We start from the raw sequence: 21,778 nt of genomic DNA on the forward strand, positions 1-21,778 counted from the left end.
CACACAGAAAGTGTGAACGCACAGAAAGAACGCACATGACCCACCAGCAGGAAAGCACTCCGGCTTCGTTCACCCAGCAGAGCATGTGGATCGGCGAACGCATGGGCGCGGGGCTGACGTACCACATGCCGCTCGCCCTGTGGTTCGACGGCGACCTCGACGTGGCCGCGCTGCTCGCCGCGTGCGCCGATGTGGTCGCGCGGCATCCGGTGCTCGCCACCGCCGTCGCGGAGAGCGGCGACGGGCTTCGCGTGGTGCCCGCCGCCGAGCCGTCCGTGACGCTCGCCGACCTGCCCGATCCCTCGCCCGACGCCCTCGAACGGCTGATCAGGGAGGAGGTCACCCGCGGGTTCGACCTGGAGAAGGGGCCGCTGGCCAGGTTCACGATCGCGCCCGCGGGGCCGGGGCGGCATCTGCTGCTGTTCGTCGCCCACCATCTCGTCTTCGATGGCATGTCCAAGGACATCCTGGTACGTGACCTCGCCCGGTTCTACGAAGCCGGTTCGCGCGGAGCCGGTTCGCGCGGGGCGGTGGAGCCGCTGTCGTTCGCCGGGCACGAGCCGGGGACGGGCGTCCTGGCCGCGGCGCGGGAGTTCTGGGCCGGACGCTGGGCGGAGCCCGCCGAGATCGTGCTGCCGGGTCAGCGGCGCACCGGCAGACGGTACGGGCCGGGTGAGCAGATCGACGCCGGGCTCGATCACGAGCTGAGCCGCGACGCCGCGATGGTGGCCGGGGCGACCGGCGCGTCGACCTTCGAGGTGCTGCTCGCCGGGGTGCACGCGCTGCTGTTCAGGTACGGCACGGAGAACGTGGCGGTCGCGATCGACGTGACCACGCGCGGTCCCGGGACCCGTGACCATGTCGGTCCGTACGTCAGCGAGCTGCCCGTGTTCTCGCGGCCCGAGCCTGGTCAGGCGTTCCGCGAGTTCGTGCGGGATTTGCGTGGCGAGCTGCGTGAGGTGTACAGGTTCCGGGAGGTGCCGCCCGGACGGGCGCTGGGTATGGCGCCGCGTGGCGCCGCCGTACCCGTGTCGATCAGTTACCGCAGGCGGGAGGCCGATCCGGTCTTCCCCGGCCTGTACGTCACCGTGGACCGCATGATGTTCGGCGGTGGCGCGCGGAACCCGCTGCATCTGCAGGTCGTGGACGGTCCTGACGGGCTCGCGCTGTGCGTACGGTACGACCCGGCGGCCGTGGACCGGGACGTCGCGGCCCGGTTCGCCGAGGGCCTGCGTGCCCTGCTGCGTCATGCCGCCGAGGACCCCGATGTCCGCCTGGCCGACCTGGACGTCATGCCCGCGGCGGAGTCGCGGCGGATGCTCGTTGAGTGGAACGACACCGCGGTTGCGTATCCCGCGGGGGCGACGTTGCCCGGTCTGTTCGCCGAGCAGGTGCGGGCCCGTCCTGACGCGTGCGCCGTCACGTTCGAGGGGCGCTCGCTCACCTATGCGGAGCTGGACGCCGCGGCCGAGCGGCTGGCCCGCAGGGTGCGGCAGGCCGGTGCCGGGCGCGGGGAACTGGTCGCCGTGCACCTGCGGCGTTCCGACCTGCTGCTGGTCTGCCTGCTCGCCGTGCACAAGGCAGGGGCCGCCTACCTGCCGCTCGATCCTGACCACCCCGCGGAACGGCTCGCCATGATCGTGGCCGACGCCCGGCCCAGGCTGCTGCTGTGCGAGACCGCCGTGCCGGTCGGGCTGCCGGGGCCTGTGCTCTTGGTGGACGAGGAACCGGGCTCCGGCCCGGTGCCGGAGGAGCCGATGCGGCCGCCGTCGCCCGGGGAGATCGCCTACGTGATCTACACCTCGGGTTCGACGGGGCGGCCGAAGGGGGTCGAGGTCGATCACCGAAACCTGGCCAACCTGCTGCTCGCCATGCGTGACCGGCTCGGCGCCGGGTCCGGTGACACCTGGCTCGCGCTCACCTCGCCGGCGTTCGACATCAGCGCCCTTGAGCTGTACCTGCCGCTGATCGTCGGTGGCCGGGTCGTCGTCGCACCCCACGGCGCGGTGCGGAGGCCGGAGGCGTTGGCCCGGCTGGTCGCGGAGCAGGGTGTCACGCACGTACAGGCCACCCCGTCGGTGTGGCGGCTGCTGCTGCCCGGCGGCCTGGCCGGAGTGACCGCGCTGACCGGGGGAGAGGCGCTGCCGCCCCGGCTCGCGGAGGAGTTATGCGCCCGCTGCGATCGCGTCATCAACGTGTACGGTCCGACCGAGACGACCATCTGGAGCACGTTCGGCGAGCCGGGCGAACCCGGTGTGCCGATCACGATCGGCCGTCCCCTCGCCAACACCCGGATCTACCTGCTCGACGCGTCGATGCGTCCGGTGCCTCCGGGCGTCGTCGGCGAACTGTGCATCGGCGGAGCCGGGGTGGCGCGGGGCTACCGGGGCAGGCCGGGGCGTACGGCCGAACAGTTCGTTCCCGACCCTTACGGCCCTCCCGGAGCCCGGCTGTACCGCACCGGCGACCAGGCCCGCTACCGTGCCGACGGCGAGATCGAGTTCCTCGGCCGCGAGGACGGGCAGGTCAAGCTGCTGGGCCACCGGGTTGAGCTCGGCGAGATCGAGACGCGGTTGCTGGAGCACCCCCAGGTCGGCGAGACGGCGGTGATCGTCCGCGGCGGGGAGACGGACGATCTCCGCCTGATCGCTTACGTCGTCCCCGCGCCCGGCGCGGCCACCCCCGATGCGGGAACGCTGGCCGCCCACCTGCCCAGGACCCTGCCGCCGGCCACGACGCCGAGCGCCTACGTCGTGCTGGACGCCCTTCCGCTGAACCCCATCGGCAAGCTGGACCGCGCGGCGCTCCCTGAGCCTGCCGAATCGGCGGCGGGGTCGTCGGACAGCGTTGTCGCCGGCTCCGGCTCGGGCGGCGGGGCGGTGCTGGTCGAGGAGGTGCGGCGGATCTGGTGTGAGGTGCTGGGACTGGACGACGTCGGTGCCGATGACGACCTGTTCGAGCTCGGCGGGCACTCGCTCACCATCACACAGATCACGGCTCGGATTTGGGAGAGCGTCGGTGTGGACGTGTCGCTGGACGCCTTCTTCGAAGATCCCACCATCGGCGGGGTCGTCGAGGAGATCGTCCGGCTACGTGGGAAGCAGGCCACGGCGGACGAAGGGGACGGCTTGCCGATGGAGGTGCCGCCCCGTCCGGAGGGGGTCGACCCGCCGTTGTCGTTCGCGCAGGAGCGCCTGTGGTTCCTGCAGCGGTTCGATCCGGGCGACGCCTCGTACAACATGTACCTCGTGTTGCGGCTGCGTGGCGAGCTGGACACCGATGCGCTCCGGGAGGCGCTGGACGCGGTGGTGGCCCGGCACGAGAGCTTGCGCACGTCGTTCGCCGACGTCGACGGCGAGCCGATCACGGTCATTCATCCGCCCGGCCCCGTTTCCGTCGAACACCTTGACCTGGAGGGTTCGGCCGTCGCGGAGGAGGATGCCCTGCGGCTGGTCGCCGACCGTACCAACGCGCCATTCGACCTGGCGGGGGCGCCGCCGCTGCGAATCAGCCTGCTCAGGCTCGGGCCCGGCGACCACGTGCTGTGCTTCGTGCTGCACCACATCATCGCGGACGGGTCGTCGCTCGGGATCCTGTTCGACGACCTATTCGCTCTCTACCTGGCCCGGGTGGAGGACGAGGAGCCGGATCTCGCGCCGCTTCGGGTGCAGTACGGCGACATCGCGCTGTGGCAGCGGGAGCAGGACTCCGGCGAGGCCGCCGAGGAGTCGCTGGCGTACTGGCGCAGGCAACTCGCCGACCCGCCCATGCTGGAACTACCTGCCGACCTGCCCGGTGGGGAGCGGCCCGAGGGCGCCTTCCACTCGTTCCGGGTGCCCGCGGAGGTGGTGGCGCGGCTGGAACGGCTGGCGCAGGAGCACAACGTGTCCCTGTTCATGGTGCTGGTCGCCGCCTACCAGGTGTTGCTGGGCCGGCACACGGGGCAGGGCGACATCCTGGTAGGCACGCCGTGGGCGACCCGGGACCGGGTGGAGCTGGAGCCGGTCATCGGATACCTCACCGACACGCTGGTCCTGCGCGGCGATCTCACGGGGGACCCGGCCTTCTCCGACCTGCTCGGCGCGACCCGCCGTACCCTGCTCGACGCACACGCCCACCGGACCGTGCCGTTCGAACGGCTCATCGGTGGGCTGGGCGTGCCGCGCGACATCCGCCACAATCCGCTGCTGGCAACCATGATCATTCTGCACAGTCAGGCCGGTGAAGGGACTCCGCCCGAGCGGGTCGGCGACCTGGGGGTGGAGCTGTTCGACGGCGGGTATCGCCAGGCCAAGTTCGACCTGGCCCTGGAGACCTGGCGCAACGAGCAGGGCCTGCTCGCCGTGTTCGGCTACGACGCCACCCTGTATCGCGCGGCCACCGTCGAGGGGCTGGCGGCGCGGTTGCAGGTCCTTCTGCGGGGCATCGCGGACGCCCCCGGCACCCCGATCTCGCGGCTGCCGATGCTCACGGACGCCGACGCCGCCGTCCTGACGGGCTCCGACGCGGTCGTTCTGACGGGCTCCGGCACAGCCGTCTTGGCGCCGGATGATGTGGATGGCCGTCGCGGCGAAGCGGAGACGGTGCCCGCGCTCATCGAACGGGCGATCGCCGCCACTCCTGATGCCACGGCGCTGCTGTGGGGTGACGAGCAGATGAGCTACGCGCAGCTCGATGCCAGGGTGGCGCGGCTCGCGGCGGCCCTGCGGCGGCGCGGCGTCGCCGACGGGTGCGTGGTGGGTGTGTGCCTGGGGCGGTCGGCCGATGCGGTCGTGGCGTTGCTGGCCGTGTGGCGGGCCGGTGGCGCGTACCTGCCGCTCGATCCGGACTATCCCGACGAACGGCTCGCCTTCCTGATCACGGACAGTGCCGCACGCCTGGTGGTGACCGATGCCGGGCTCGCGCGGAGGCTGCCGCGGGAAACGGTCGTGCTAGTGACCGCCGACGAGTCCGGGCACGGCGGCCACAGGTGGCTCGGCGGCTGGGACCCGGTCGAGCCCGGCGACGCGGCGTACGTGATCTACACGTCCGGATCGACGGGCAGGCCCAAGGGTGTGCTGGTCGAGCATGGCAGCCTGGCCGGGCGGGTGCGCTGGATGCGGGAGGCGTACGGCATCGGGCCGGACGACCGGGTCGTGCAGTTCGCGTCGCTCAGCTTCGACGCCCATGCCGAGGAGCTGTACCCGGCGCTGACGGCGGGTGCGGGCGTGCTGCTGCTGCCCGACGGTGCCGCGGCGCTGCCGGACGTGCTGCGTACCGCGGCCGGTCGGCGGGTCACCGTGCTGGATCTGCCCACCGCTTACTGGCACTGGCTCACCGAGGCGCTCGACCACGTGACCTGGCCGGAGTCGCTGCGGCTGGTGATAATCGGCGGGGAGCAGGTGCACGCGGCGGCGGTGGCCAGGTGGCGGGACAGGTTCGGCGACCGGATACGGCTGGTCAACACGTACGGGCCGACAGAGGCCACCGTCATCGCCACGGCGGCCGATCTCGGCGAGGCGGACACCGGTCGCCGCCCGCCCATCGGCAGGCCGATCGGCGGCACGGCGGCGTACGTCCTCGGCCGGTACGGCGAGCCGGTGCCGCCGGGCTTCCCCGGCGAGCTGTGCCTGGGCGGCGAAGGGCTGGCGCGGGGCTACCTGGGACGCCCGGCGCTGACGGCCGACCGGTTCGTCCCCGATCCGTACGGCCCACCGGGATCCAGACTGTATCGGACGGGCGACCGGGTAAGGCGGCGGCCGGACGGAACCCTGGAGTTCCTGGGCCGCTTCGACGCCCAGGTGAAGGTACGCGGCTTCCGGGTGGAGCCGGGTGAGGTGGAGGCCGCCCTGCTGACCCATCCAGGTGTCCGTCAGGCGGTGGTGACGGCGGACGGGGAACGGCTGACCGCGTACGTGGTCGGACCGGCCGAGCCGGACGAACTGCGCCTGCACCTGGCTGCGGCTCTGCCGGCCCACCTGGTGCCCACGGCCTGGGTGAGGCTGGCGGCGCTGCCGCTCACGATCAGTGGCAAGGTGGACGCGGCGGCCCTGCCCGCGCCGGGACCCGCCCCAGCCGCGGAGTTCGTGCCGCCGCGCACGGACGCCGAGGCGCTGGTGGCCGGGATCTGGGGCGAGCTGCTGGGCGTCGAGGCGGTCGGCGTCCACGACGACTTCTTCGCCCTGGGCGGGCACTCCTTACTGGCGACTCGGGTCGCGGCCCTGCTGCGCAACGCGCTCGACACGGAGGTGCCGATTCGCACGGTGTTCGACCAACCGACCGTCGCCGGGCTCGCGACTGCGGTCGAGAAGCTGCTGATCGAGCAGCTGTCCGCGCTCTCCGACGCGGAGGCGGCCGGCCTGCTGGACCTGGAGGTGGGCAGGTGACCGACTCGGAGGCCCTGTCGGCGACCAAGCAGGCGTTGCTGGCGCAGCGGCTGCGGCGCGGAGCGGCCGCGGTGCCGCGGCGTACGATTCCCGCGCGGCCCGGTGGGGAGCCGCCGCTGTCGCACGCGCAGGAGCGGCTGTGGTTCCTGGAACAGTTCACGCCGGGCACCGCCCAGCTCACCATCCCGATCAGGTTGCGGCTACGCGGCCCGCTGGACGCCGGCGCGCTGGCCGCCGCGCTCGACGCCGTGGTGGCCGGGCACGACGCGCTGCGCATGCGCTTCCCCGGCACCGAGGACGGACGGCCGCGCGTGGTGCTCGCCCACGACGCCACGCTACCGCTCACCGTACGCGACGCGCCGGGCGAGGCCGCCGCCAAGGCGCTGGTGGAGCAGTTCCTGGCGGTGCCGTTCGACCTGGCGGCGGGGCCGGTGGCGCGGGCGCTGCTGCTCCGGCTGGGCGACGAGGATCACGTACTGGTGGTCGCGGTGCACCACATCGCCGCCGACGGCTGGTCGGCCGACGTGCTGATGCGCGAGGTCTTCGCCCGCTACGACGGCGTCACGCCGCCTTCCCCGCAGGTGGGGTACGGCGACTACGCGGCCTGGCAGCGCGGCCTGGAACCCTCCCGGCGCGACCTGGACTTCTGGCGGGACCGGCTGGCCGGTCTGGAACCGCTGGACCTGCCGACCGACCGGCCCCGCCCGCCGGAACGCACCTACACCGGCGCCGCGCACACGTTTTCGCTGAATCCTGAGGTGGCCGCCGGGCTGGCGCGGCTCGGCGGCGAGCACCGGGCCACGCCCTACATGGTCATGCTGGCGGCGCTCGCCGCGCTGCTCGGCCGGTACGCGGGCGCCTCCGACGTCGCCGTGGGATCGCCGGTGGCCGGCCGCCAGGTTCCGGAGTTGGACGGCGTGATCGGGTGCTTCGTGAACATGCTGACCATGCGGGTGGACCTGACGGGCGATCCGACGTTCGCGGAGCTGCTCGACAGGGTGCGGAACGTCACCCTGGACGCCTTCGCCCACCAGGAACTGCCGTTCGAGCAGCTCGTCTCGGAGCTGGACCTGCCGCGCGACGTGTCCAGGTCGCCGCTGTTCGGCGTCATGTTCGCGATGCAGAACTACCGGAACGAGGCCATCGACCCGCCCGCCGGGCTGACCGTGGCCGACTTCCCCGTGGACGCCTGGGCGACCCGGTACGACCTGGAGCTCTACGTCGGCGACGACTCGGGCGGGATGTTCATCTACAACACCGACCTGTTCGAGCCGGACACCATCGAGCGCCTGGCCGGTCACCTGCGCACGCTGCTGGAACAGGTCGTCGCCCGGCCCGACTCGCGGCTGACGCGGATCGACCTGCTCAGCGAGGACGAACGCCGTCTGGTCGTGGACGAATGGAACGACACCGCCGCCGACTTCCCCGGCGAGGCCACGCTGCACGGCCCCGTTGAGGCGCAGGCGGCGCGTACGCCCGACGCGGTCGCGGTGCGCTTCGAAGGGCGTTCACTGTCGTACGGCGAGCTGGACGCGGCGGCGGACCGGGTCGCGCACACGCTGCGCGGTCTCGGCGTGGGCCCCGGGTCGGTGGTCGCTGTGTGCGCCGAGCGCTCGCTGGAACTGCTGCCTGGCCTGCTCGGCGTGCTCAAGGCGGGTGCGGCGTACCTGCCGATCGACCCCGACTATCCTCCGGACCGGGTGGCGTTCATGCTGGCAGACGCCGCACCGGTCGCGTTGCTCACCCAGAGCAGGATCCGCCCGGCGCTGCCGCACACCACCGCGATCACCCTCGACCTGGACGACCCGGACGTCTGGACCGGCGTCCCCGGTCCGCTGCCCGACGTGCGGCCCGACGACGTCGCCTATGTCATCTACACCTCCGGCTCCACCGGGCGGCCCAAGGGCGTGGCGAACACCCACGGCGGCATCGCCAACCGGCTCGCCTGGATGCAGGAACGGTACCGGCTGGACGACGCGGACGTCGTGGCGCAGAAGACGCCGCTGAGCTTCGACGTGTCGGTGTGGGAGCTGTTCTGGCCGCTGCGCCACGGCGCGAGGCTGGTGCTCGCGACGCCGGGCGGCCACAAGGACGCCGCGTACCTGCGCAAACTGATCGTCACCGAAGGCGTGACCACCGCCCATTTCGTCCCGTCGATGCTGGCCGTGTTCCTCGCCGAGGACGGCGCCGCGGGCTGCGGCTCGCTGCGCCGGGTGATCTGCTCAGGTGAGGAGTTACCCGCCGACCTGGCCCGCCGCTGCGTCGTGACGCTCCCCGCCGCCGAGCTCCACAACCTGTACGGCCCCACCGAGGCGGCCGTGGACGTGTCCGCCTGGCACTGCCTCCCCGGCACGCTCACCTCGGCGGCCCGCGTCCCCATCGGCACCCCCATCGCCAACACCACCCTGTACGTCCTGGACGCCGCCATGTCCCCGGCGCCGATCGGCGTGCCGGGCGAGTTGTTCATCGGCGGCGCGGGCCTGGCCAGGGGCTACCTGAACCGTCCCGCGCTCACCGCCGAGCGGTTCGTGCCGGACCCGTTCGGCCCGCCGGGATCGCGGCTCTACCGCACCGGCGACCTGGCCAGACGCCGCCCCGACGGCGCCCTGGAGTTCCTCGGCCGGCTGGACAGCCAGGTCAAGCTGCGCGGCCTGCGCATCGAACCCGGCGAGATCGAAGCGGCCCTGCGCGCCCTGCCCGCCGTCGGGGACGCGGCCGTGATCGTCCGTGAGGACCGCCTGATCGCCTACGTCACGCCGGACGGCGAGCAGATCCAAACCGCCGACGGCGTGGAACAGGCGCTCGACCATGCCGCCCTGCGGGCCGAGCTGAAGAAGACGCTCCCCGACTACATGGTGCCCGCGGGCTACGTCACCCTCGCCGCCCTGCCGCTGAGCCCCAACGGCAAGCTGGACCGCCGCCGGCTCCCCGCACCCGTCGCCACCCGGGACGCCGCGGTCGAGCTCATCGCACCGGACACACCCACAGAACGGGCGTTGGCCGCGATCTGGGGCGACCTGCTTGGCGTCGAGGCGGTCGGCGTCGACGACGACTTCTTCGACCTCGGCGGGCATTCCCTGCTCGCGACCCAGGTGGTGGCCCGGCTGCGCCAACAGGCCGGCGCCGAGGTCAGCGTCATGGACGTGTTCAAACATCGCACCATCCGCGAGCTGGCCGCACTCGCCGACACCCCGGCGGACCGGCGCGGGCCCCGTTCGCTGCTGCACCGGCTGACCGCCGCCCGCAGCATGACGCCGGTCCTGAGCTACGTGTGCGTCCCGTACGGCGGCGGCAGCGCCGTCGTCTACCAGCCGCTCGCCGACGCCCTGCCGGACGGGCACGCGCTGTGGTCGGTGGCGATCCCCGGCCACGACGTGGGCGTCGACGAGGACAGACTGCCGTTCGACGAGCTCGCCGCCGGATGCGTGCGCGAGATCCTGGAGAAGGTCGAGGGCCCGATCGCCCTGTACGGCCACTGCGGCGTCGGCTCGGCCCTGACCGTGGAGATCGCCCGCCGGTTGGAGGCCGCGGGAAGGGACCTCGCCGGCGTCTACATCGGCGGCATCTTCCCTTTCGCCCGGCCGCGCGGCGCCGTGATGTCGCGGATCGCCAGGTTCGCCGAGGCCGAGCGGCTCCGCAGCGACCAGCGCTACGTCAACTGGCTGATCTCGCAGGGCGTGGACATGGGCGACCTCGATCCCGCGCAGGCGCGCCGCATCGTACGGAACATGCGCCGCGACTCGCGGGAGGCCGAGGAGTACTACACCCGCCTGTTCGAGTCGGGCACAGACCGGCTGCGCGCTCCCGTGATCTCCGTGGTGGGCACCGAGGACCCGGCGACGGACTACTACCAGGAACGCTTCCGCGAATGGCATTTCCTGACCTCGACATCGGCCGTGATCGTGCTGGCGGAGGCGGGACACTTCTTCCTGAAATACCGGGCGGAAGAGCTGGCCGAGATCGTCACCACCGTCCACCGCGACCTGGCCGGGCCACCGGCCCGCCGCCCTGATGCCACCTGGTGGCTGCACGACGTGTCCCACTCCGACACGCTGCCCGCTCCCGCCGGGGCGCAGCCCGGCATTCCGCGCTTCCTCGCCGTCGCGATGAGCCAGCTCGTGTCCGCCACGGGCTCGGCGCTGACCGAGTTCGCCGTCCCTCTGTGGATCTACACCACGACCGGGTCGGTGGCGCAGTTCGCCCTGATGGCGGTCGTGGGACTGGTGCCGGGGCTGCTGACCGCGCCGGTCGCCGGGGCGATCATCGACAGGACGAGCCGGCGGCGGGTGATGCTGGCCGCTGACGGCGCGGCGTTCACGATCCAGCTCGCGTTCGGCGTGCTGCTGTGGACCGGGAACCTGTCCGTGGGGATGATCTATCCGCTGCTGGGCTGCCTGTCGGTCGCGCTCACGTTCCAGCGGCTCGCGTACTTCTCAGCCGTGCCGCAGCTCGTGCCCAAGCACTATCTCGGGCACGCCGTCGGCATCACCCAGCTCGGCACCGGCACCGCCCAGCTCCTGGTGCCCATCTTCGCCGTCGGCCTGATGTCCACCATCGGGCTCGGCGGCATCCTCCTCCTCGACGTCGTCAGCTACGCGGTCGCGATCGTCGTCCTGCTGCTGGTGCGGTTCCCGGCCACCATGCCCTGGCGGCGCCGGGAGTCGATCAAGGACGAGATCCTGGGCGGGCTGCGGTACTCGCTCGGGCATCGCGGGTTCGTCGGCATGTTGCTGTTCTTCGTCGTGCTGAACGTGTTCCTCGCGCCGCTGCTGCTGATGTTCTCGCCGCTGGTGCTCGCCTTCGCCGAACTCGCCGACGTCGGCAGGATCTCCTTCCTGGCCGGGGTCGGGACGTTCGCGGGCGCGCTCGTCATGATCGTCTGGGGTGGCCCGCGCCGCCTGCGGCTGCGCGGGGTGCTGCTGTGCAGCCTCGTCCTGGGCTGCTTCTGCCTCATCACCGGCCTGCGCGCCGACCTGACCGTGATCGCCGTCGGCGTGTGCGGCATCACCGCCTGGGTCACGCTGCTGAACGGGATCTACACCACGATCGTGCAGGTCAAGGTGCCGCAGCGGTTCCACGGCCGGGTGTTCGCGATGAACACGCTCATCGCCTGGTCGACGCTGCCGATCGGCTTCGGGCTCGTCGCCCCGTACGCCGCCTCGGTGCTCGACCCGCTGCTGCTGGACGGCGGCGCGCTCGCCTCCACGGCCGGCGCGATCATCGGCACTGGCCCCGGCCGCGGCATCGGCTTCATGTACGTGCTCTTCGGCCTCGTCATCGTGGCGATCACGCTGGTCGCCATGCGTGTCCCGGCGCTGGCCCGCTTCGACCACGAGGTGCCCGACGCCGTCGCCGACGACCTGGTCGGCGTACGAGCCCTGCGACCCACGGAGGAATGACATGACCGAACGACACCAGGTGGTCGTCAACGACGAGGACCAGTACTCGCTGCTGCCCCTCGACCGGCAGCCCCCTGACGGCTGGCGGGCCACGGGCTTCACCGGCGGCCGGCAGGAGTGCCTCGACCACATCGACGAGATCTGGACGGACATGCGGCCCCGCAGCGTACGGCTGCGCCAGGACGCCGACGGGGGCGCGCGGTGACGCCGGCGCGAAGGGACCTGGAGCGGATGCTCGCGGACATGGTCGCCGACGCGTCCGGCGGCGAGATCAGTGCCGAGGACGCGCTCGCGGGCGAGCACTCGCTGCCGGCACTGGGCCTGACCTCGCTGGCGTGGATCCGGCTCATCGACGCGATCGAGGACGCCTTCGGGGTGGACGTCGATCTCGGCGGCGACCTGTCCGCCTTCGAGCACGTCGACGCCCTCGCCGCCCACCTCTCGGGCCTGTTGGATCCGCGATGACCGGGAAGGCCTCGGTGGCGTTCAGCGGGACGCGGGGCGGTGAGGCGGCGCTGACCTGGGGGCAGCGGCTGATGTGGCGGGCCGTCCACCTGATGGGGCCCAGCCAGTCCTTTCTCAACTGCCCGTGGGTGCTGCCGGTCCACGGAAAGCGCGACCTCACCACCGTGCTGGGCGCGCTGCGCAGGATGCTCGAACGCCACGAGAGCCTGCGCACCACCTTCGCCGACACCTCGGACGGGCCGGTGCAGCGGGTGGCGCGCAACGGTGAGCTGAGCGTGGAGCTGCTGGAGACAGGCCAGGAGGGGCCGTTGGGCACCGCCGAGCGCATCGCCGGCGAACTGGCCAGGACGGTCTTCGCACACGGCGAGGACCTGCCGCTGCGCTGCGCCATCGTACTCCGCGACGGCAGACCGAGGGCCCTGGCGTTCGCCTTCTCCCACCTGGCGGTGGACTACCACGCGCTGAGCTTGCTCTCCGCCGAGTGGCGGGAGCTGCTCCGAGGCGACGACCTGCCGCCGCCCGCGTGGCAGCCGATGGACCAGGCGGCACTGGAGCGCGAGGAGCCGTTCCTGGCGCGCTCGCAGCGGTCGATCCGTTACTGGCGCTCGGTGCTCGAGGAGGTCCCGCTGGAGGTGTTCGGCCATCCACCTGGGGAGGCGGAGGAGCCGCGGTTCATTGAGGTCGGCATGGAGTCGGTGGCGCTCGCGGCGGCGGCCGTGCGGCTGGCCGAGCGGTTGACGATCAGCACGACGAGTGTGGTCATCGCCGCCTGCGCCACCGTACTGGCCGTGGTGAGCGGCCGGCCGAGGGCGGTCATGCAGCTCGTCCACAGCAACCGGCGCGATCCTCGCACCCGTCCGCTGGTCGGCACCGTGGGCCAGGACGGCCTGCTCGTGCTCGACCTGCCCGCCACCGGCTTCGCCGACACGTGCGTCGCCGCGCACCGCAGCGCCCTCGTGGCCTATCGCAACGCCCATTACGACCCCTTCGAGATGCAGGCCATGCGCGAGGAGATCGGCCGCGTCCGGGGCAGGGAACCGGACCTGGACGCCTTTTTCAACGACAGGCGGGCCGACGGAACGTGGCCGAACCTGCCCCGCCTCGCACCCGGCGAGAACCTGGCCCCGCTCACCGAGAAGACCCGTACGTACGTCACGAACGCCTGGCCCGGTGTCCGGTTCAAGGTGTTCTTCACCCTGGGCACCGCCCCCGACACCGGTCAGCTCAGCCTCATCGTCGACACCGCGTTCCTGTGCAGGGACACGGCGAGGGCCATGCTGCTCGGCGTCGAGACCCTGCTGGTCCGGAGCCTCACCGAGGACGTCCCCATCGCCGCCGTCAGGGGAAGCGCCGGCCTGACGCCTCAGCCCCGTTGGGAGGGTCTTCGTGGACCGGTGACCTGGACGCTGCCGCCGAGCAGGTAACGCCCGCCATGTCGCTGCCGCCCGAACATCGCCTGTCCACGATCACCAACTACCTGGTGCGGATGGATGCGCAATTGGCCGCGCCCAGGTTCCGAGGCTCGGATATCGTGACCACGCTGCGCGAGCAGACCGGCTTGCGGGCAGACCAACTGCCGAACCAGCTCGACCGGGTACGCTCGACGATCTTCACGCCATGGCCCGGTACGAGCTGGCGCTGAATGGCGTCGGCCGGATCCATCACGGCATCGGCCCGTACGGCGTCAGCGGCGAGCCCGAACCCCTTCATCCCGGAGAGTCGGTGCTCAGCGACCCGGCCAAAGGCTGAAGCACGTCGTGGTGCGGCGCCACACTCTGTCGATGCCGCACCACAAAGGAAGAGACGACGCGCTTCGCGAGCCTGTTCGTCTCTGCCGGCCTGGTGATCGCCGATGCCGCCGAGACCAAGCTGTGCGCCTGGCTGAGCGTGTCCGCCTTCGCCGGGCTGGTCGCCTACGCCGCCTTCGGATGGACCTGCATCGACCCGGTCGCTGGGTTCGTCATCGCCGCGTTCGCCGTCATGGAGGGCAAGGAAGCCTGGGAAGGCGAACTCGTGGAAGAGGACGACGATGATGACTGACCGGGCCGCCGTGGACGAACCCGCGCCGAGCCTGTGGCGGGCACCTGCGGTCGGTCCTGCTCGGGCCGGGGATCGTGACGATCGGAGTCCCGGCCCTTCTGCGGGCCTGGACGCCGGCGGGCCCGCTCGTCCCGTCGGCCTGTACGCCCTGATGAGAGCGCTCAGCTGACCTGGTCCGCTGTCGGACTCTTGGCGGGAATCCGAGCGGTACGCCCCGCATCACCCGGACGGTCATGCCAACACGGTGAGTGACCGGCCTGAGGGTAGGGGAACCAGCAGGAAGAATACTGGAGGCCGAGATGAACCGCTCGCTACTGGCGGGGATCGCGGCCGGATCGGCGCTGGCGGCGAGCGGGCTAACTGGCGTCGCCGTCGCGACCACCGCTGAGTCCTCAACGCAGCAGGCCATCCTATGGGAGCAGACCGCCTCTCCGATCGGACAGAGCATGCCGGCGCCAACCAGCCGGATGCCCAGAGTAAACGTCAGCGACGAGGCCGACTACCTGACCCACATGGTGGCCCACCACCAGGAAGCGGTGACTGCGGCCCGGCAGCTTCAACGCTCCAGCCGGGCCGAGATGCGTACCCTGGGCGCGTCGATCGTCAGGACGCAAAGCGCGGAAATCGCCAGGATGAAGGCATGGCTGGCCGAGTGGTATCCCGGGGGTCCACCGGCGAGCGACTACCGGCCGATAATGCGCGATCTGACCAAGCTGTCCGGTGATGCGCTGGATGAGACGTTCCTGCGGGACATGATCCCTCACCACATGATGGCCGTCATGATGTCCCAGCATCTGCTCATGCACGGGAGCGTTTCGCATGCCGAGGTCGCCGCCTTCGCCGACCGGGTGCGCGACGCCCAACATGCCGAGATGTTGCAGATGCAGCGGTACCTCGCCGGCTGGTTCGGCGGCTCGGGCATGTCCTGTCCGATGTGGGGCCACCCCTCCGGGGTGATGGGCTAGTGAAGACCTGCCCGCAGAACACGGGGCGTGTGGTGCCGGGGTGCGGTCACGGTCCAGCTCCTGCGGCATGGGGCGAAGGCTGTCGGCATCATGGCTAATCGCAGAGGCGAGGGCGGACACCGGTGGTTCGCGACGTTCTACGACACCATCATGCGGAACGCAGAGCGCGGCTGGCTAGGCGGCGTGCGCGACCAGCTGGTCGGCGAGCTGAGCGGGCAGATCCTGGAGATCGGCGCCGGCACGGGCGCGAACCTCGCCCATTACCGCACCGCCGAACGGGTGGTCGTCGCCGAACCGGACCCTGCCATGCGCCGACGCCTGGAGTTCCGCTTGAGCGAGGCAGGTCAGCAGGTCGGGGCTCCGGAAGCGGCCCCAGTGCAGGTTCGCGTGGGTCGCTCCGAACGGGTTGTACTGATAGCAGACGTGGTAGTGGCCGTCGTGGAAGACCAGCCCGTTGGGGTCGTTGATCCAGTTGGCGGGCGGGCGCAGGTGCACGACGGGATAGTGCGGATCGAGGGGTGCGGTGGACACACGCGTGCCTTTCGGTATGTCAGAGGGGGCCCGCCCAGCCGGCCCGAGGGTTAGCCGGCGGTGGCCTTCAGGTCCGGATGCGGAATCCTGCGCTCAGCTGTTGCTCGCGCCGTGAGCTGGGGCCAACACGGAGCATGAACTCGCCTGGTTCGACTACTCGGCGGTTGTCGGCTGTGACGAGTGAGCACTGCGAGGCAGGGATGCTGATGCCGACGTCCAGGCTTTCGCCGGCGGGGATCTCGACCTGCGTGAAAGCCTTCAGTTCCTGCTCGGCCCAAGTGACGCTGGTAGTCAGGTCGCTGACGTATGCCTGGACCGTTTCCAGGGCGGGACGGCTTCCGCTGTTGGCGAGTCGCACCATGGCGTGGACGGTGCCGTCGGCGGGGACGTCCTCGTCCTGCACGACAAGGTCGGAGTAGGTGACAGTGGTGTAGGTGAGGCCCTCGCCGAACGCGAACATGGGGTCCTGGGTGAGATCCGCGTAGCGGTGCCCGTGCTGGCCTCGCACCTGGTTGTAGAAGACGGGCTGCTGTCCGACATGGCGTGCGAAGGAGACCGAGAGTCGGCCGCTGGGTTCGATGAGTCCGAGGAGGAGTTCGGCGACGGCGCGGCCACCGCGCATACCCGGGTTGAACGCCTCGATGAGTGCTGCTGCGTTCAGTGCCGAGTCCGGGAGGGTGCTCGGCTTGGACTGGGCCAATACCACGATCATGGGCGTGCCGGTGGCGGCGACCGCGTCCAGCAGCGCGATCTGGCCTCCTTGGAGGTCGAGCGTGGCCGTCGAGCGCACTTCGCCCGTCAGGGCGATGGTGTCCCCCACGACCACGACGGCGTAGTCGGCGGCCTTTGCCGCGGCGGTGGCCTCCCGAAGCTGTGCCTGGTCGACCGGGGCGGGGGTGAAAACGGGCGGCTGCGGTTGGCGGTCCGGCCCGGTGGACCACTCGCTGTCCTGGTCGGGGCTTGCGATGTCGGCTCCGCGGGCGTGCGTGATGGTCCAGTCGGCGGGTGCGACGGCGCGAAGGCCGTCGAGCACCGTCTCCACCGACTCCCGTGGATGTCCTTCGGGCATCCACGGGACCTGGCCGGTGGCCCCCGCCCAGTCGCCGAGCATGGCTTCCGGGCTGTCGGCGTTGGGGCCGATGACCGCGATCGTGCGCGGCGTGATCTGGCCTGCTGCCCGGCCCGTTCCGCCCGAGATCAGCCCGCCTTCGAGGGGCAGGATGCCGTCGTTGCGCAGCAGCACCAGGGAACGACGGGCGGTCTCGAGGTTGAGGTCGGCGTGTTCACGGCAGCCGATCACCTGGGCTTGCCGCTCGGGGTCGGGGGGGCGGGGACCCTCGAAGAGCCCGAGTTCGAACTTCAGCCGCAGAACCCGCTCTACCGCGTCGTCGATCTGTTTCTCGTCGATCAGGCCGCGGGCGACCGCCTCCTGCGCGGCCTCGAAGAACGCCGGCGTGGCCATGATGAGATCGTTCCCGGCGTTGACTGCAACCGCCGCCGCCTCGACGTAGTCGGCGCAGACCCGCTGGTCGTAGACCATCCGGCCGACGTTGTCCCAGTCGGTCACCAGCGTGCCGGTGAAGCCCCACTCGCCCCTGAGCACATCGTTGAGCAGCCACTGATGCGCGGTGATGGGCACCCCGTCGATCGACTGGTAGCCGAGCATGAAGGCGCGGCAGCCGGCACGAGCCGCTTGCTCGAACGGGGGCAGGAACCACGAGCGCAGCTTGCGTGGGCTGAGATCGGCTTCGCTCGCGTCGCGCCCGCCCAGGGTTTCGGAGTAGCCCGCGAAGTGCTTGGCGTACGCCAGCACGGCTGCCGGGTCGTTGAGGCCCTCACCCTGATAGCCACGCACCATCGCCGCCCCGAGCTCACCGATCAGGAACGGGTCTTCGCCGAACGTCTCGTTGACCCGGCCCCAGCGCAGGTCCCGGGTGATGCACAGCACGGGGGAGAACGTCCCATGGATTCCGGTTGCCGCGATTTCGGTCGCGGCCGCACGGGCGACTCGTTGGAGCAAAGAGGGGTCCCAGGTGCAGGCCATGGCCAGCTGTGTCGGGAAGATGGTCGAGCCGGGCCAGAACGAGTGGCCGTGGATGCCGTCGTCGGCTGTCAGCAGCGGAATGCCGAGCCGTGTCTGCCGGGCCAGTTCCATGGCCTCCGGCATCCGCGCGGGATGCACATGCAGGACCGACCCGGCCAGCTTGGCCGACACGATGTCCACCAGGTCCCCGTGTTGTGCGTCGAGCATCAGCAACTGCCCAACCTTTTCCGGCAGGGTCATGCGGGACAGCAGGTCCTCGACCCTTGCTTCCACGGACGCTTCCGGATCCAGGTACGTGTCAGAGCTGACCGGCTGTCCCACTATGTTCTCCAAGTCATCAGTCGTCACAGGTCAGAGAGTTGGTTGCCGACGGCGGGTGGTCGCTCCCGTCGACGCGCTTCGTCGCAGGGACGCCGGCACCGCGGGGCGCTCGCGCGCCGTTCGCCCGCCGCCCCGGACGGGACCGGTGCCGCAAAGGGCGGCGGGCCGGGCGTCGGAGTGTCACTTCAGGCCAGTGGTGGCGATGCCGGCGACGAAGTGACGTTGGAAGAGAAGGAAGACGATCATTACCGGTAGCAGAACGACGACGGTGCCGGCGAGCAGGATGCCGAAGACGGTGAAGGACTGTCCGCTGCTGGCCAGAGCGAGCCCGACAGGCAGCGTGTACTGGTCCTCGTTCTGGGCCACCACCAGCGGCCACAGGAAGTTGTTCCAGGAGCCGAGGAAGGTGATGATCCCCAGGGTGGCGAGGGCCGGTCTGGTCAGCGGCAGGATGATCTGCCAGAAGATGGCCAGTTCGCGGCAGCCGTCGACGCGGGCCGCGTCGATGAGCTCGTCGGGCAGCGTGGAGATGAACTGCCGCATCAGGAACACCCCGAACGGGGCGGCCAGGAACGGCAGGATCAGCCCGAGCAGGGAGCCGGTCAGCTGCATGTTTGCCACCAGCACGTACAGCGGTACGAAGGTGACCAGGCCGGGGACCATGAGGGTCCCGATGACCAGGGTGAACACGGCGCGCTGTCCGCGGAACTCCAGCTTGGCCAGGGCGTATCCGAGCATCGAGCAGAAGACCAGATTGCCCGCGGTGACGGCGAGGGCCACGATCACGGAGTTGGCGAACATGCTCGTGAAGTCGAGCCTGCTGAACAGCTCGCCGTAGTTGGCGGTCGTGGGCGTCGTGGGTATCAGGACGGGCGGGACTCTGCGGATGTCGGCCTCGGGCTTGAAGGAGCCGGACAACATCCACAGGAACGGCGCGATCATCAGCAGCAGGGCACCCGCGAGCGGCACATACAGCCAGGGGTGGCCCCAGGTCTGCTGGATGCGTCGGCGCCTCAGGGCGCGGTCCGTTCCCGGCTGTGCCGGCCGAAGAGTGGCGAGGGTGCTCATGGGGCGTCAGTCCTTGTCTCGCAGCATCCGGAACTGCAGTACGGTCAGCGCGACGATGAGGACGAAGATGACGTAGCTGGCGGCCGACGCCATGTCGTAGTTGCCGTTGCCGAACTGGTTGTAGGCGTACAAGGTGGCCGACAGGGTGGAGTCCAGCGGCCCGCCGCCGGTCATCACGAACGGCTCGTCGAAGAACTGCAGGTAGCCGATGCCAGTGGTGACGGCGGTGATCAACAGGGCGGGGCGCAGCAGGGGGAAGGTGACGCGCCAGAAGCGCTGCCAGGTTCCGGCGCCGTCGAGTTCGGCCGCCTCCATCAGGGACTGGGGCACGGACTGCAACCCAGCCAGCATGATGATCATGACGGTGCCGAGGTTCCGCCACACGGCCATCACGATCATGACGGGCAGGGCGAAGCGGGTGTCCGCCAGCCACGCGGGCCCGTCGATCCCGAACCAGCCTAGGACGGCGTTCACCAGGCCCGCGCGCGGTTCCAGGAGCGTCTTCCAGACCACGGCGATGGCCACGATGCTGGTGATCACCGGGAGGTAGAAGCCGATCCGGAAGACGGCCCGGAAGCGGTGGATGCCCCTGTTGAGAGCGACCGCCGCGGCGAGCCCGGCGGCCAGCGTCAGGGGCAGGGCCACCAGGACGAACACGGCGGTGTTACGCAGGGCTGTGAAGAACTGATCGTCCTGGAAGAGCCGTAGGTAATTGTCAAAGCCGATGAACGCCACGTTCAGGGGTGTGCGCAGGTCGGCGCTCTTGGTGTCGGTCAGGCTCATCAGCACCGACCAGACCACCGGCAGCAGCATGAAGGCCGCGAACAACGCGAGGAAGGGCGTGGCGAGGATCCAGGCGGCCCGGGCCTGCCTGCCGTGTGCCGTGCCCCGGAGCGCGAAGCGCCGGCGATCGGCACTCCCATCCGGCCGTGAGGTGCTCTGCTCCTGGCTGTCGCCCCGCTCGGGGAGCGTTTTCGTGGACATGGATGTCATCCGTCCGTACGAGGGCTGCTCACGCGGCGGCGCTCAGCGGCCGGTGCCGATGCTGGTGGCCTTGGACTGCAGCGCCTGCTGGACCTGGGCGACGGTGGCCTTGCCGAGGGTCAGCTTCTCCAGTTCGGAGTCGATGGCGTCGGCGATCTGCTGCCAGCTCGTGATGGCGGGCGGCGCCTTGCTGACCTCGAGCTGCTCGGCGAACGCCTTCATGTTCTCGTCCTCGCTCAGATTCCCCTCCGACCACGCTTGGGGCGAAGGGGGCAGGCTGCCGGTGGCCTTGGCATAGGCCGCGAGGTTGGCGGGCTCGGTCAAGAACCGGGCGAACTTCCATGCCCCGTCGGAGTTCTTGGCGTCCTTGAACACCGCCAGGTCGCTGCCGCCGGCGAACCCTGCGGGCTGCTTGGTGTACGGCACCGGTATGGTCTTCCACTTGCCGTTCAGCTCTGGCGCGTCCTTACGGAAGCTGCCGCCGGCCCAGGCGGCCTCCTGGTAGGTGGCGATGAGCCCGTCCCGGAAAGCCTGCACGTTGTCCGCCCTGTCGGTGGGCGCCATGCCCTGCTTGGGGACGCTTGCGTAGTACTCCAGCGCCTTGGCGACTTCTGGCGAGTCGAAGGTGAACTTCCCGGTCTTGGCGTCGTAGATGTCACCGCCCTGCTGCCAGACCATCGGCAGCCAGAAAATCCAGGAGTTGAAGCCCATCACCAGACCGGTGGCATGGCGCAGCTTGGGGTTCTGCTTGCCCGCGGTGGCCTGGATGGCCTTGAGGTCCTTCAGGTATCCGTCCCGGTCGCCGGCCAGGGCGCCCTTGATGCCGGCCTTCGTGGTGATGTCGGTCCGGTAGTAGACAACCGAGGTGTCGGCGATGAACGGCACACCGTAGGAGGTGTCCTTGTACTTGGTGGTGTCCCACTGGCCGGGGTAGAAGTCCGACGACTTGATCGACGTCGGGGTGGCCTGGAAGGCGTTCATGGCGGCCATCTCGGCCATCCAGGTGGTGCCGACCAGGGACATGTCCGGTGTGTTGCCGCCGGCGATCGCGGTGGTCAACTTGTCGTGGGCGGCGTCCCAGGGCGCCGCCGTGATCTGGACGTCGACGCCGGGGTTCTGCTGTTCGAACTTCTTGGCCAGGCTCTCGAGGTCCTTGTCGGTGTCGCCCATGGACCACATGACGACCGTGCCCGTGGCCTTGCCGCTGCCGATCTGCGCGGCTGCGTCCTTGCCTGGCCCGGAGCCGGCGCTCCGGCCGCAGCCGGTGGCCATCAGGGCTGCCGTGACGGTGACGCACATGATCTGGACGGTTCTGACGGTGTGACGGGTAGTGGTGCGCATTGTGCGGCTCCTTGCCGTTGAGCGATGCGGGCGCGGGGGGCAGCGAAGGGGGAGCGGGCGGGCGCTCGGATAGGTCGGCCCACGAGTGGAGACCGTCTGCGGTGACAGCGGCATCGACGGTCAGCCGCAGGTCGCGGCTGGAGCGTCCGACGCGGAGCTGGTAGCGGCCGGGCGGGGGTATGCCAGGCATACCGTTCGGTGTCCCAGATCGGGAACGTGCAGGTGGAAACGTGCACCTCTGCGTCACGTGTGAAC

14 protein-coding genes are annotated in these 21,778 nt (G+C 70.6%); 9 read left to right on the forward strand and 5 right to left on the reverse strand.

All coding sequences use genetic code 11. The features are described from left to right. The first annotated feature begins 35 nt into the window (after window positions 1-35). The 9 genes from ACTWPT_RS49065 to ACTWPT_RS49105 all read left to right on the forward strand — a co-directional run bounded on the left by ACTWPT_RS49065 (window position 36) and on the right by ACTWPT_RS49105 (window position 15,234). Window positions 36-6,365 carry an amino acid adenylation domain-containing protein gene (locus ACTWPT_RS49065; protein ID WP_443184437.1) on the forward strand — a complete coding sequence of 2,110 codons (6,330 nt, stop codon included), beginning with the start codon at window positions 36-38 and terminating at the stop codon, window positions 6,363-6,365. Continuing rightward, window positions 6,362-11,764 carry an amino acid adenylation domain-containing protein gene (locus ACTWPT_RS49070; RefSeq protein ID WP_443184438.1) on the forward strand — a complete coding sequence of 1,801 codons (5,403 nt, stop codon included), beginning with the start codon at window positions 6,362-6,364 and terminating at the stop codon, window positions 11,762-11,764. The genes ACTWPT_RS49065 and ACTWPT_RS49070 overlap by 4 nt, the downstream gene beginning before the upstream one ends. Window position 11,765: 1 nt before the next feature. Beyond that, window positions 11,766-11,969, forward strand: a complete 204-nt coding sequence (locus tag ACTWPT_RS49075) for an MbtH family protein (RefSeq protein WP_443184439.1) — start codon at window positions 11,766-11,768, stop codon at window positions 11,967-11,969. Further along, entirely contained in the window at window positions 11,966-12,229 is a 264-nt protein-coding gene (locus tag ACTWPT_RS49080; RefSeq protein WP_443184440.1) for an acyl carrier protein, read from the forward strand. The genes ACTWPT_RS49075 and ACTWPT_RS49080 overlap by 4 nt, the downstream gene beginning before the upstream one ends. Further along, window positions 12,226-13,653, forward strand: coding sequence for a condensation domain-containing protein (locus tag ACTWPT_RS49085; protein ID WP_443184441.1), 1,428 nt, complete (start codon window positions 12,226-12,228; stop codon window positions 13,651-13,653). The genes ACTWPT_RS49080 and ACTWPT_RS49085 overlap by 4 nt, the downstream gene beginning before the upstream one ends. Before the next feature lie 8 nt (window positions 13,654-13,661). Further along, window positions 13,662-13,871: a hypothetical protein gene (locus ACTWPT_RS49090; RefSeq protein WP_443184442.1), complete on the forward strand. Its 210-nt coding sequence runs from the start codon at window positions 13,662-13,664 to the stop codon at window positions 13,869-13,871. Further along, window positions 13,847-13,978, forward strand: a complete 132-nt coding sequence (locus tag ACTWPT_RS49095; protein ID WP_443184443.1) for a hypothetical protein — start codon at window positions 13,847-13,849, stop codon at window positions 13,976-13,978. Before ACTWPT_RS49090 ends, ACTWPT_RS49095 begins: the two co-directional genes overlap by 25 nt. Before the next feature lie 93 nt (window positions 13,979-14,071). Continuing rightward, a complete protein-coding gene (locus ACTWPT_RS49100; RefSeq protein ID WP_443184444.1) occupies window positions 14,072-14,269 on the forward strand; it encodes a hypothetical protein in 198 nt (65 codons plus the stop codon). Window positions 14,270-14,568: 299 nt separating this feature from the next. Beyond that, window positions 14,569-15,234, forward strand: a complete 666-nt coding sequence (locus tag ACTWPT_RS49105; protein WP_443184445.1) for a DUF305 domain-containing protein — start codon at window positions 14,569-14,571, stop codon at window positions 15,232-15,234. A gap of 174 nt (window positions 15,235-15,408) precedes the next feature. Here the strand turns inward: ACTWPT_RS49105 and ACTWPT_RS49110 are convergent, their stop codons facing one another. From ACTWPT_RS49110 to ACTWPT_RS49130, 5 genes are all read right to left on the reverse strand, one after another. After that, complete coding sequence (locus tag ACTWPT_RS49110; protein ID WP_443184446.1) at window positions 15,409-15,765, reverse strand: hypothetical protein; 357 nt, start codon at window positions 15,763-15,765, stop codon at window positions 15,409-15,411. A 67-nt stretch (window positions 15,766-15,832) separates the two neighbouring features. Continuing rightward, window positions 15,833-18,157 (reverse strand): glycoside hydrolase family 3 N-terminal domain-containing protein, encoded by a 2,325-nt coding sequence (locus tag ACTWPT_RS49115; protein WP_443184447.1) that lies wholly within the window; start codon window positions 18,155-18,157, stop codon window positions 15,833-15,835. A gap of 153 nt (window positions 18,158-18,310) precedes the next feature. Further along, the gene (locus ACTWPT_RS49120; protein ID WP_443184448.1) at window positions 18,311-19,198 is read right to left on the reverse strand and encodes a carbohydrate ABC transporter permease; all 888 of its coding nucleotides are present in this window, start codon (window positions 19,196-19,198) and stop codon (window positions 18,311-18,313) included. A 6-nt stretch (window positions 19,199-19,204) separates the two neighbouring features. Next, complete coding sequence (locus ACTWPT_RS49125) at window positions 19,205-20,182, reverse strand: carbohydrate ABC transporter permease (protein ID WP_443184449.1); 978 nt, start codon at window positions 20,180-20,182, stop codon at window positions 19,205-19,207. A 42-nt stretch (window positions 20,183-20,224) separates the two neighbouring features. Further along, the gene (locus ACTWPT_RS49130; protein WP_443184450.1) at window positions 20,225-21,523 is read right to left on the reverse strand and encodes an extracellular solute-binding protein; all 1,299 of its coding nucleotides are present in this window, start codon (window positions 21,521-21,523) and stop codon (window positions 20,225-20,227) included. Between the last annotated feature and the right edge of the window lie 255 nt (window positions 21,524-21,778).

This window comes from Nonomuraea sp. 3N208 (assembly GCF_052245935.1).
Taxonomy (GTDB): Bacteria; Actinomycetota; Actinomycetes; order Streptosporangiales; family Streptosporangiaceae; genus Nonomuraea.

What these genes read in the sequence shown, in the direction of transcription:
- ACTWPT_RS49065 (WP_443184437.1), top strand. Translation starts at nt 36, where the DNA reads ATGACCCACCAGCAGGAAAGCACTCCGGCTTCGTTCACCCAGCAGAGC.
- ACTWPT_RS49075 (WP_443184439.1), top strand. Translation starts at nt 11,766, where the DNA reads ATGACCGAACGACACCAGGTGGTCGTCAACGACGAGGACCAGTACTCG.
- ACTWPT_RS49085 (WP_443184441.1), top strand. Translation starts at nt 12,226, where the DNA reads ATGACCGGGAAGGCCTCGGTGGCGTTCAGCGGGACGCGGGGCGGTGAG.
- ACTWPT_RS49090 (WP_443184442.1), top strand. Translation starts at nt 13,662, where the DNA reads ATGTCGCTGCCGCCCGAACATCGCCTGTCCACGATCACCAACTACCTG.
- ACTWPT_RS49095 (WP_443184443.1), top strand. Translation starts at nt 13,847, where the DNA reads ATGGCCCGGTACGAGCTGGCGCTGAATGGCGTCGGCCGGATCCATCAC.
- ACTWPT_RS49105 (WP_443184445.1), top strand. Translation starts at nt 14,569, where the DNA reads ATGAACCGCTCGCTACTGGCGGGGATCGCGGCCGGATCGGCGCTGGCG.
- ACTWPT_RS49120 (WP_443184448.1), bottom strand. Translation starts at nt 19,198, where the DNA reads ATGAGCACCCTCGCCACTCTTCGGCCGGCACAGCCGGGAACGGACCGC.
- ACTWPT_RS49125 (WP_443184449.1), bottom strand. Translation starts at nt 20,182, where the DNA reads ATGTCCACGAAAACGCTCCCCGAGCGGGGCGACAGCCAGGAGCAGAGC.
- ACTWPT_RS49130 (WP_443184450.1), bottom strand. Translation starts at nt 21,523, where the DNA reads ATGCGCACCACTACCCGTCACACCGTCAGAACCGTCCAGATCATGTGC.